Origin of the sequence: Rhodococcus sp. KB6 (genome assembly GCF_001445685.1) — a bacterium.
Taxonomy (GTDB): domain Bacteria; phylum Actinomycetota; class Actinomycetes; order Mycobacteriales; family Mycobacteriaceae; genus Rhodococcus_F; species Rhodococcus_F qingshengii.
On sequence record NZ_LNAK01000056.1, the window covers coordinates 1 to 12130 of the forward strand.

8 protein-coding genes and 1 pseudogene are annotated in these 12130 nt (G+C 57.8%); 1 reads left to right on the forward strand and 8 read right to left on the reverse strand.

Annotation, left to right across the window (positions count from 1 at the left end; translation table 11 throughout):
• Positions 1-119: 119 nt before the first annotated feature.
• The 6 genes and pseudogenes from ASU23_RS11680 to ASU23_RS11705 all read right to left on the reverse strand — a co-directional run.
• Positions 120-389: pseudogene (locus tag ASU23_RS11680) on the reverse strand (DUF2637 domain-containing protein); the annotation flags it as partial.
• A 630-nt stretch (positions 390-1019) separates the two neighbouring features.
• Complete coding sequence (locus tag ASU23_RS34805) at positions 1020-1172, reverse strand: hypothetical protein (protein ID WP_007733689.1); 153 nt, start codon at positions 1170-1172, stop codon at positions 1020-1022.
• Positions 1173-1330: 158 nt separating this feature from the next.
• Positions 1331-2113 (reverse strand): ParA family protein, encoded by a 783-nt coding sequence (locus tag ASU23_RS11690; RefSeq protein WP_007733691.1) that lies wholly within the window; start codon positions 2111-2113, stop codon positions 1331-1333.
• Positions 2114-6394: 4281 nt separating this feature from the next.
• Positions 6395-6652: a hypothetical protein gene (locus ASU23_RS11695; RefSeq protein WP_007733695.1), complete on the reverse strand. Its 258-nt coding sequence runs from the start codon at positions 6650-6652 to the stop codon at positions 6395-6397.
• A gap of 774 nt (positions 6653-7426) precedes the next feature.
• A complete protein-coding gene (locus ASU23_RS11700) occupies positions 7427-8374 on the reverse strand; it encodes a phospholipase D family protein (protein ID WP_058037962.1) in 948 nt (315 codons plus the stop codon).
• 880 nt (positions 8375-9254) lie between these two features.
• Positions 9255-9737, reverse strand: a complete 483-nt coding sequence (locus ASU23_RS11705; protein ID WP_030537933.1) for a polyketide cyclase — start codon at positions 9735-9737, stop codon at positions 9255-9257.
• An 834-nt stretch (positions 9738-10571) separates the two neighbouring features.
• Between ASU23_RS11705 and ASU23_RS35100 the strand changes: the two genes are divergently transcribed.
• On the forward strand, positions 10572-10706 hold the full coding sequence (locus ASU23_RS35100; protein WP_256065141.1) for a hypothetical protein: 135 nt from the start codon (positions 10572-10574) through the stop codon (positions 10704-10706).
• Between the two features lie 747 nt (positions 10707-11453).
• On the opposite strand, the gene ASU23_RS35315 is transcribed toward ASU23_RS35100, so the two are convergent.
• Together ASU23_RS35315 and ASU23_RS34490 are read right to left on the reverse strand one after the other, a co-directional pair.
• A complete protein-coding gene (locus tag ASU23_RS35315; protein WP_367646119.1) occupies positions 11454-11666 on the reverse strand; it encodes a transposase in 213 nt (70 codons plus the stop codon).
• A gap of 283 nt (positions 11667-11949) precedes the next feature.
• On the reverse strand, positions 11950-12130 hold a 181-nt coding region (locus tag ASU23_RS34490), incomplete at its 5' end, for a hypothetical protein (protein WP_216637121.1).

Sequence of the window (12130 nt, forward strand, 5' to 3'; positions counted from 1 at the left end):
GCTAACCCAAATCAGAAAGCGGGTGGGGAAAAACAACTGGCCGCCACCGGGGAGAACCCGTGGCCACCAGCGGGGAGAACTACTGGCCGCCTACGGGGAGAACTTCGTGGCCATTGACAGTAGAAGTACTTGTCGCGTCGATGCATCTTCAGTTTGCTCAGAATGACGATGGCGACGGTGGATCCGAAGATTGCACTGTCAACGATGACGGGAAAGATCCATGCGAGGTTTTCGGGGATGGTTCCTTGGCGCGCGAGGTCCCGTTGGACCGCGAAGGAGAGGACAAATGCGCCTGCGGTGATCCCGATTGCGATGAAAATCGCGATGAGAAGTGCGGCGATCAGTGCTCCAAGCTGGATCCGCGCTGCGCGCAGACTAAAATCACCCATGATCGGGTTTTCCTTCCTAAAAGGGGTGTTCTCGGTCTGGAGTCCCGCTGGTTGCCGCCGGCGGGACTCCTCCTGGTTTCGGAAGATTTCTTCTGGTCGTACTCCTGCGTTTCGTCGGCGTTGCGTGCGGTGAGGGTCGACAGCGATTTCTAGCGGTCGTATCCGAGGGTCGACTGATGTTTTTTGCGTCGCACTCAAAGCACGTCGGGGATGTCGTTCCAGCTGCGTGCCTGTTGATCTCAGAGTGACGTGGGGTGGTCTGCAATTTTGCGTGAGAATTGCGTGACTGCAGCGGATTGTTCACGCAATTTGCTCCAGGCTTTGCGCTGCCAAGGCTTCCAAGTTCTACAGAACGGACTGTCAGCAGATGAGAGGGACATGGCATTGCGCGCGCAGCAAGGACTTCCCGCCCCGGCGGTTCGCCTCCCGCCCGCACCCGACAGCCGTTCTCAATATCGAGGTCCTTGGAATGTCCCCCACATGTGCCTACTCAGCTGTCGTGCCAGGCGCCTCTAATTAGGTCTTCCAGCCGAAACACAAGATGCCCTCGCCTGGGGGCCGAACTCCACAATCAAGAATCAAGACATCCCATCATGCGTGCACGCAGTGCATGCCATGCACGCGAATCTCTTATAGTCCCCTGGCCTTCAAGTATTCGTCCAGCGCAGCCTCGGTCATCGATGCCTCGCTGATTTCGCGATCGCCAGTCTCGTACCGCAATTTGTCGACGCCACGCCGAAGGCGATCCTTCGTCGAAGGTTTGATGCGCGTGTTGTGGGTCATCGACAGCTTCTCCTCCTCATCTTTGCGGGCACTGAGATCCGCTGAAGGCGTTGGTGGCGTAGCTGCAGGTGCCGCGGGGGTCGCGTCTCCCCTGGGCGGACGTTCCGGGATGAGTTCAGCCGGATGTGTCTTACGAATGGCAGGTTCCCGCTTCACGCTCATGCCGGGGCTCCGATCACGATGGGCAACTCAGCGAGCAAGTCACTGTAGGCAAGTTGCAGCGTCAATGCTTTCCCACCCTTGAACTGGTGAATCGGAGTGCGATTCGAGTGCGCGTCCTGGCGGGCCGCGAGTTCCGGGATCGATGTCTTGGCGACGAGTGAGCCGTAGGTTTCCCGTAGCTCGCTCTCTCTGAACTCATGTTCGCCGGTGGATCGTTTACGACTGATTACGATCTTGTCGAATTCCAGCTTCGGGTTCGCCCGTTTACGAACGGTGTCGATTGTCTCTTCGAGCTTCTGAACGCCGCCGACACTGTCGATTGTGGGTTCGGTGATGGCGACAACGCCATCTGCTGCAATAAGAACCGCGAACAGCACCTTGCCCATATTGGGAGGGCAGTCGAAAAGCACGGCGTCATAAGGAGAAAGGTCGAGCCCTTCGAACGCAACGTCTAGGCGAAACACCAGGTCATTCGACCCATCCGATTCGATTTTGCCGAGCTCTTCGTCTGCGGGAATGAGGTCGACGCCATCCCATGGGGTGGCAATGATCGCCTCGGCTGCAATGCCTTCTCTGGTCTGGTTCATGAGGTGGTAGGCCGTCATCATGCCCTCTTCGAGAGTGACGCCGAGGCCGCCGGTCGTATTGCCCTGTTGGTCCATGTCGACGACAAGTACTTTTCCGCCGACCGCGGTGATGGCGCTGGCAAGCCCGAGAGTGGAGGCCGTCTTGCCTACGCCACCCTTCTGGTTGCCGAGTGCGATTTTGCGTGGCTGCATTGCGGACCTTTCATCGAGGGCGTTGACATTTGCGAGGCGTGCATTGCGTGTAAACAACGCGCTGCATGCAATATGTGCATTGCTTGCTGTGCGCAATCCACGCTGTACGTGGGCTGCATGCAGACTGTGCGTGACGGGCAATCCAAGCACTGCATGCATTGCGCGCTAAGTCTGCTCTACTCGCTACACACGCACACTGTGCATTACGTGCGCGCGTAGCATAACACGCATGTCATGCGTGACGTACAAGCCTCGCACTCTGCGCGTGTCATGCACGAGTCGCATCAAGTGCAACCCTTGCGTCCAACGCGTGCAATGCTCATCACGCGTTCACCGCAACCCGTGCACGTCATGCGCGACACGCTATCCATGCCTCGCTAGCCAACCCTGCATGCTTTGCACACAATGCGTACCTCGCTAGCCAAGCACTCATCACATACAACGCATGGCGTGCTCTGCACGCACCGCTAGCGGTGCTACCTCCGCACGCACGCGCTGCTCTGCATGCAAACCATACAACGCTCGCGGCGCACGCAGAGCATGCATGACGCGGTATGCAAGGATTGCACGCACGCCATGCGCTGCTAGCAGGACATGCCTTGCATGCATCGCACCTCTTTCACTTCTGCATGCAATGCATGCCGTGCATACAGACCACGCATTGCGTGGACGCACAAAATAGCAGGTCAATGCACTCATTGCCATCGAACGAATCGAAAAACATCTGCCGTGAGTGTCACACACCGTTGCAAAAGGTCGACCGACCAAGAGCAGCTTGGCTGCCACGATCACCCGATAGCGAGGCGTTCCAGACACGAATCGAAACGTGTGACAGTGCGTCTCGATCAGATTGTCCAGGAAGTCGAAGGGACGCTATTGGGCAGCAAACTGACTAAAGGCGGAAATATAGGGTTCAGCAATCTCCGCTGTGCGCACAGAACAAATTGCTCAACCGTCGCGAGCGGTCCTGCCCAGCCATCCGCCAATGCACCGCCCTTGCCGCGGATGGAAGGAACGCGCCAACCTTGCGAGGCGGGCAAGACAGCCTGCCACTTCAGAAACTTTCTGATGTTCGCGCCGGGCGCACTTCAATAGAACCCTGTACCCCTTTGAAGGCCAGAACATATGTCATTCCATCGGGGTCCGAACATCCAGGGCAGAAGGAAGGACTCACGTGAACCGCACGGATGGTGAAAAAACTGAGACATGCGTGGGACGAACAACCGCACTGACCGAGGGGAGGGGGTTCCAATTCTATTGAGAGATACAGCCGACTGACTGCCAGTCGGGGTGCTCATCTAACTCACGAACAACATTGCGGAATCATCTCAGGACACAGCGGGGGCCTGCGGTGAAACGAAAATTCTGCGCGAAAGGTCGGTCGCGGTGTGAACCCGGACGTGTAAGGGAAGGGACGTGTGGAGATCCGGATCAGTCGAAGTTCGGCCGCGACGCAATGACCGAAGCGAGTCCGAGCAGGCACTAACTTTACGTCACAGTGACGAAATTAGGCTTGGGGACGGGATGGGATGAATCAGTTCCGTCAGGCTTGATTTCGCCGCTTTGCGAGCAGAACTTTCGGGTGGGTGGGCACATTTCGAATACAGCGACGCATGAATCGCAACGCCGAAACACACGCACTTTTCGACCGAGCGGGGGAGGGGATGGAGACCGCTTCCCGTCTACAAGTATCCCGTGCACGATTCCGGCGCTGCCGTGCCGACGGCTACGAACGACGCAAGGTGGCCCACCGTTTCACGCAACAGCGCTGCCATACATGCAATGCATGCCTTGCAACGCACGCATTGCATGTATGGCATGCGCGACCAGGATGCCTCGCAAAGCATGCGTCACACGCAGTGATCGCACCATGCTTCTCTGCACAAAAAGCCGTTTACCTGCGCAAATAAAGATGCTCAGTCAGGTACATGTCTCGGAGGGATAGACCGATAGACGATCCGAATACCTACGGGCGCGTCTGCATTGGAGGAAACGGCTGTCGTTTCAACCCCTCTCGGATGTTGAACCCGTACCAGCGCGACGTTCTTCCAGCGCAGAGAAGCGGACCGCCAGCCCGCCATTGACTGGCTCGGGCGGGGTCAGTTCTCCGAAAATGGCTGTGGAGCTCCGCGTATTAGATCAAAACGTTGTCCTCCGGGTTCTTTGTGTCCCGATCAACGTCGCCATGAGTATTTACACCTGTGGCGATCAGGGTGCTGTGCCACGGATCGCCACACTTCTCGGCAACGCTTGTCGATCATCGTGAGGCGTGTTTTTCGGACGTGTATTGCTTGGCCGGATTGGGGCAGTAAAGCCTCAATGCTGCTGCTTGCATGTCAGGTGTGCCCGAATGCTGGCTAGGATCTTGGCGCGGTGCTCCGGGTTCGCTGCCATTTTCGTACGTTGAACATGTGAGCTTTCAAGTAATTCTTGTTCCCTCTTTCGCGCCAGGTCGGCCGATTTACGCTGTTCACTGGGCGATTCTCCGGTCCAGTCGATCCCATCGAGCCTGCGTCTGAGGTATGCCAACGGTGAGATCAGGCTTGATCTTGTTGGCCAGATCCACCCCCGGTCTGCTGTGTCTCGGGAAAGCGTCTGTGCGATGTCACGTCCTGTCCATCGCGTCGTATCGATCTTGACATCGCGGAGAAGATCACAGATCGCCCCGATATGTCCGGTCGGTCTGAGAGCCGGCGCATGGTTGACGAGTTCGGCTGCAGTCCTCTGAAGTGCCAGAGGCCGCGGTGTGATCCGAGAAGTGCTTCGTTTTTTTGTTGTGAGCTGGGCTCGCGCATGCGCGCGTTGGTGAGTTCTTCCTAACGGAAGAACTTCAAAAGATAAAAAACCAACACTAGATAGGGTGTCAGTTCCTATCGGCCCTGGTCGACTGCTGTGGGGCTGATAGACGCGATTGACGGCGGGCCTCAGAGAGTTGTGAGCTCTGTGGCGGGTTGCTCTTTCAGAGGCGCGAGACGGTCGCGTCTTGGCGAGTTTGCGGTGAGGTGTCGTTGCCACGATTGTTCGAGGGGATGACAGTGACCATGTCGATGCAGCGCGGTGCTGTTGACCCCCGTGATGGGCTTCAGCAGCCAGAAATTCCAGGGTTTTGAGGTTCCGTCCCCGGACGTGTTCGATGCCCATTCCCAGCGCGATGAGCACTCGCCTGGCGCGATTGACAGAGGATTCGCTGACTTTGGCCCGGGCAGCGATCGTTGATTTCGCTGCGGAGACCCCGCGGCCGGTGTGGGATTCGGCGAAATGTGCGTGAGCTTGTGCCACTGCGTAAGCCTTGTCGGGCTTGATCAGGTTGCGCGCGCACAACGCCTTGCCGGCCGGGCTGGTGGTGTGATGCCGGAATTGGCGGAGCCATTCCCTGCGTGATGTCCACACTGGAACGCGTGCTTGTTCCGTTGGTTCGACAGGCAGGGACCAAGAGCGTCCACGCTGGTAAGTGGACTCGTTGAGTTGCCGTGTAGCGGATTCGAGGCGCGCTATACGTGAGAGAGCATCATCGACTGCCGCTTGCCATTCGTCGACTTCTGTCGATTGAGGAACAGCGGATTGGGTGCCGATGCGCGACACGCCGAAGGTTGGTGATATGGAATGAGTTGGGCTGTATTCAGGGTATGCGCTACCCTGAGACATACCTGCCATAGGTAAGTCCCTTCCAGGGGGATGCAGTACGAGCAGAGAAAGCGCTAACTTTCGAAGCTCACCTCTCGAGAATGTTCGAGAACAGATGTCGGAGAACCTGCCAGTTCTCAGTCGACGTCAAGGACCTGCCAGTCCTTATTTCGCCGCGATGCGGTCCGCTCCCAATCACCCCCTTCGGGGGCCTTTGTGCTTTTCAAGAGGTCTGCGCTGTTTAGTTAGGTATCGGGGCACTTCGTTCGTTGTCGGCTAGGGGCGGCCTCCCTGTCTGCGGATCCGCTGTACGCGCGTCACGGCCGCGGTTGTTCGGAAGGTCTGTTCGATCCGGCGGCCGCACATCGGTACCACTATGGGTACGGTGCTGGCTTGCTCGGATGGGACATTCGGGACGCAGAAGTGTGATCCGAGCGCCGCGAAAGCCGAAATGTGATCTGGACGTGCCAAAAATGACACCGCGAATACGTCCGCGAGTATGGCGGAATTGCGTTTCTGCGATATCATCGAGTAAGCACCGCCTCTTCCTTCACTGGGTTAGTGGTGGTCAGGGAGCTGGGAAGCTCTCACAACCGCATAAACGGACAGCCCCCGATGCCGCCAAGCCCTGGGGGTTGTTCGCTGTCTAGGGGTAGTTCATGCGCCGACCGCAAGCTGCTCGATGCGGCGCAGTGATCCAGCGGCCTCGACCTCAAGCAGTCTCAGCTGGTCCGGATGCAGTTTGTCGATGATGTAGTCCGGTATGTCCAGTCCATGGGTGATGGCCAGTATGAGCACGGAGTAATCCCCAGCAGGGATTCCGAGTTCGGCGGCCCGATCCTCGTACACCTTGTGCTGCTTGAGGGGAGCACGAGTCGCGATGTGTCCGCGAGGTCCCTTGTTGTGCTGTGCCATGAGGAAAGACTAGAACCAATCTGTAACTGATACGGGTAGGCGCGCTTGTTCGGTGTGTCGCGTGTGGTTGATGTTGCCATGGAGTTCTGAGGGATTTTGCGGCGGCCCGCCTCACAGGCCGCCGCCGGCCCGACCAGGGAGGGGCTTGACGGACCACCGCTGCGGCTTCGCTGAAGGTGGAGTTTGGGTGCGTTGGCGGTCGGCGGTTCGATGATGGGTCTAGCGTCGGAATCGGGTTGGATTCTTCGGGAGCGGATGGAGATGCTTGGCTCTCATGCTGTCAGACGCCGGGGAGGTTCATGTGCGACTGAACGCGGGGGAGGGGTTATGTAACCCGCGTGTTGGACGGCGCTTCCGCAGGCTGCTGCCGTGTGTCCTGGAGATGGATGGAGAAAGGGGTCTGTGGACAGTCGATGGTGCGTCTGCGAGCTCGATGGCTCGGGTCACGTGTCGAGAGGAGCACCTGAAAGATCCGGAAAGGCACCTTAACCTGTCAGCTGCCGAACGTAGGTTTCCAGCGGGGAGGGTTTGTGCCTTCGTGTCCGCCTGCGAATCGTGAGGGACTTCGGTTGGGGGAGGTCGATCCGCGTATATTGTCACGCGGAATGCTCTTTATCGCAGTTGCGCAGAGGATTTCGTTCACCGGATTCGAACATTAGAGTCGTGCGTCGTTCGGCTTCCGTGAGTACATTGCTCGGATCGACGTATTGACGGTGCGCTGTTCGCGCACTCGAAGGAATGCTTCGCATTCCGTCGACATTCGTTTCTCAGGACTCAAAGATTCCACAACGCCAACAGTTCGGCCCGAAGACTGAGCGAGCGAACGTAGTGGTTGGACCGCAGTTGTGCGCTGGGGTGCCCGACCTCGACGAGATACCTCTCGGTGTCTGGCACAGGAAGCGGTAGCAGGTCGTTGCGAACGCGGAGAAAGAACTGAAAATGGCTGGGGGAATCCGGTATTCGATCCTGGTTGGATATCACGACAGCGGGTGGCAATAACAATTCGTTGTCCGTGGAGACGCGGATGACGACGTCCCCACGTGCCATGCTGCTTGGTTTTCCGAGTCTGAGTGTTTCGAGTCGGTATCTCACGCTCGGATTGACCGAAAGATGCTTCGTTGAAGTCTGTTTCACAGGCGCGATGCGCACGGAGGGACGGGTTTCGTGATCGCTGACTTGCCTGATAAATACTCGGTTGGTCGGAGCAAGAGGAAAGTCGTTGTCAAGGTTCTGCATTCGGCCAGTGATGCCAGGTATGGGTACGGCACGCCCGATCGCCCATTCGCGCGCGGCGTTGTCGATGAATATTTGTTCTACAGCAGTGGTTTCGTCGATATTGTTGACGAACGCGCGACTGTCGGCAACCACTTGGGGGTCATCGGAAATGACGACCGCTTCATGGGTGAATGTGGAATTTTCGGAAGCATTCGGCGAGCCGATTACAGCTCGTTGGTTCGTCACGATGACCTTGGCGTGCAGTGTTGACGACGACAGGATGCGAACGCCCTTGCTGAGGTAGTGCGCAAGAACGGCAGGTGAAGTGGCGTGGGCGCGGATCGCCGCGGTAGAAGCATTGACGATCAGAAGGTCTCCACTGCGAAGTGGAAGTAGTTCGGGCGCAAGGTGTCCGAGATAGGGGACAGCGGCATAGCGTGGGCCTCGCGTGCGGATCGCGCGAGTGATGTGTGGCCACGGGTTCGGTCCGTGGAAGCTGGTCCCCATAGCCTAGAACGGTAGCGCGAATCGGGCCCGATTTCTGGCGCCTGCGTGAAAGCTGCCGTGGTTCTGCGTCGCCTCCGGAGCAAAAGAAACTTCCGGATATCTGTGATCTGTCGTGGAGGTCGAAGAATGTTGTAGCGATCAACCCTGCCGGGTCAGACGGCGTTAAACCCCAGTGTGACTGCAGCGCTGTCGATTCGGCGTGCGATTTCAATACGGGACGGTGGCAGTAATGGCGCCGGACGGGTGGGAAGGGTCTGCTGCTTGTTCGAGCAGCGCCCCGCACAGTGCACCGGGAAATTTACCGCGGTACGCGATCCCGCGGGGGTGAGGGCGGGCGTGGTGGATCGTGCGGGCCCATGCCTGGAGGGGCGTGTAGGCCTGAGATCGTAGGCGCTCGCCGTGTGGATATCGGGTGGTTGATGTAGTGTCGCTGGCGGGTCGAGTCGATTCGTGATCACTGCTCGAAAAGTGAACGCGCAGAAAACTTCTCGGCATTCTAGTGTAGGTCGTGCGGCGTGGTCTTCATGAACTGATGGACCCGTGCCTCGTGACGGGGAAGCCGGGCGTGTTGGGCTGCAGTGGAGGTTCGTCTACCACTCTTTGGCAGCCTCTCGTCGCAAGTTCGGGTGAGGTGGCGGCTGGGATGCGTCAGCGTGGCTTCGGCGCCCCATCAGATAACAGGCGGTAGGGCCGGCGTGATGGTTGTGAGCGCAACGTAGGACATTGCACTCACCGGAGACGTTGTGGGGAAGAAGATTCCGTTGAGCTAATCCATGAGGTTGCGACGGCACCGGCGATCAGTGCTGCGATTGTCACGGTGGTGGCTGCGCGCTCGCGGAAGAGGAGCATCACGGCCCCGATACTGGGCTTTCGGGCGGGGTCAGCGCGGATAACCTCTGGCTACGGTGCGTGCAAGGATACCGAGCGTGGCTTTGAGAGATCCTTCGGCGATGACGGGAAAGATTCCTGCTTGCCGCCAGGTGGGTCCGATGTCAGACCAGTCGTAGTACGAGGTCACGAGGGAACTGTGGCCGTCGTCGGCCGGCTCGATCCGATATCCGTAGACGTGCCCGATTGGAGGCCGGACAGTTCCGAGGATGGTCCATGCTATTTCGCGTTGGGGAACAAAGGTTTTGATCGTCACTGTGACGTCGTACTGTCCCATGGGTAGGTCGCCCAGAGCTTCGCGATCCATGTGGACGACGAATTCGTCGCCGGTCGCGGTCACGAGTTCGCCATCTGCGCCCATCAGCATTCCGGATCCGTCGATGGCGACGTGCCCCTGAGGGTCGCAGAGGACCGCGAAGATCGATGCGGGGTCGGCACGGATGGTGCGCTGTACTTCGATCCGTTCGCTAGTCATGTGGCGAATGCTGCCATACCGCCGATCGGCCGGCGAGGTTTCTCTCGTTCGGTGGGTGCATTCATCGGCTTCGGTCGGCGAGGCGGGGTGATGCGCGGACCTGTCGGATGCTGCCGTTCACGCGCCGAACGGTTTGAGTAATCCTGAGCGGGCTAGGTGATCGTCATGGAGTCTTCGCGAATGCTCGTGGAGAGCGTGGGTAATCGACCGTGTGGATACTGGGTGACTGTTGTAGTGCCGCTGGCGGATTGAGTCGACTCGTGAGAGGTACTCGACAAACGAACGTGCAGAGACTTTCGCGATAATCCAGTAGCGGGGCAGTTTCATTCGCCGAAGAACCTGGACATGGCACTGGGCGGTGAGGTGGGGGAGCTGTGTGTCGAAATCGAACCACTGTTCATCGAGCCTCATTGGCCTCTGAACTCTGCACCCGTGGACAATGGAACGCAACGAAAATGGGGATCTCACTTGTGCGCGGTACTGATAGGCGTCGTTGTCGAGCGTTTTCTGTGGAACTTAAGTACTAGCGCACCCCTTGCTGAGTTGCCGAAACTACGACTTAAGTCGGAACAATTGAGATAAATCACGAAAACTGGCACGAGTTCTAAAACACTGTCTACGGTTACATCCACATCGTGATCGCTCGGCCCTAGATCCCGTCCTTCGGGTGACGGAAATTCTTACCGGCGACATGCGACTGTCCGTTACGAAGGAGTGGGAAATGTTAGTTCCGTTCTTGCAGGCGATTCTGAATTTCGCCTACGGGTCAATCGATGCCGGTGGGGTCGTCATCGACGGGCTCACTGGAATCTCGAGCGAATAGGAGGATGCGAGATGAATTCATCTGATCTGGGTTCGGTTTCGGCACTCTTGCCCATGATGCTGACTGCTTTCAAGTCCATCATCACGATGCCTGTTGCGCTCTCCGTGGACTTCGGTCTCGACGTCCCATTCAATCCGTTCAAATAGTTTAGGAGGGTGAAAATGGGTTCCTTGGAAGATGTTTTCGGTCTTTTCACCGGGTCACTTTCAGCGATCCACGTCAGCTTCTTCGAGATGCTGACTGCATTGTCGAGCGACGGATGGGTGAAGGAATGACTTTCCGATCCAGCAACTCGCAGCTTAAGGAGGTGAGTATTTAATGCTTTTTTCCTTCTTGAGTAATGCTCTGGGTTCGCTTCGAGATGTCAGCGGCTTGGCGGTGATGGGAAGCATGATGATTCCCTCGTTCAGCGCGGAATAACTTGATATTGCGGGTCGGCTCGTCGATAGTTGACGCACCGGCCCGCATTTTCTGTTGCGACAAAGATTTGAGGAAGCCGATACCCCGGATTTGATCCGAGGTATCGGCCTGTGTTCAGCAGAAGAAACTGAGCGGACTGATTGCCGCGTTCTCCCCGAGTTGGCCGGCATCTCCGACGTTGCCGGCGGCGACTGACAGATCTCGAATGGAAAAGATCGCGTCCATTGTCAGTTCGGACTGCAACTGATTTGGATACTCCGATTGATTTCAAGTGTCCTGTGCAAGTTTCTCTTCAGTAATGCGCGGTAGCGTGATGCGGACTCGTAGATCAGTTTGGTGGCCCGCTCTGTCCGCGAGATCGTCGTCAGAGAGACGTAGAAATGATCGACTGCATGACAGCCCCCTTGGGCCGGAGCGGCCGAAGACCGTCGGCACTCTGAGCTGACGGCGGATCGACGAGCAGCAGGTAGATTTCACGGGCAGTGTGATGTTTGAGGCATCGCTGGATCTTCGCCGTCGATTCCGTTCCACTGGCCGACGCGCGACGTAGGTGCGCTATCGCACGTCGCTATTGGTGGGATCATCGCGATCCGCCAGAGCGCATTGTTGGCATGACGATCTCCGCCGCGGTTGAGGCAGTGGCGAATGTGTTTTCCTGAGGAAGCCTCGATCGGAGAGACCCGCACAGGACCGCGAACGATGCTCCACTGCGTAGTCTTTAGGAATTATCGCCTGTGGTGACGAGCAGTGTGGATGCGTTGTCGACGCCGACCGGTGCGGCGAGCAGTACAAGGTTAACTTGGCGCACCAGATCGGTGAGTTCGCTTCAAAGCCGGTTCATTTTCTTACCCTGAGTGATCACCTGACGGGACAGCAACCGTAGCGTCGATTTGGTTGCCTCCCGAGGATCAGTAGGTGCGCCCTATCCGACTCGCACCATCGAGCAGTGGTGTGACATGGCTGCGGTTGTCATAGATTCGAACTGACCACGTAAGTCGCGAGGAGCGCTGAAGATGACATTGCGTAGCGAACTAGTTGTTGCGGGTACGGACGTTGCTGACGCGGGACTGAAGTAGACGGGCTGGTCCTCGGCGCGAGAATGGGAATTGCGAAATAGCCGTTCTCGACCAAGAAGGACCAACCCTGTGAC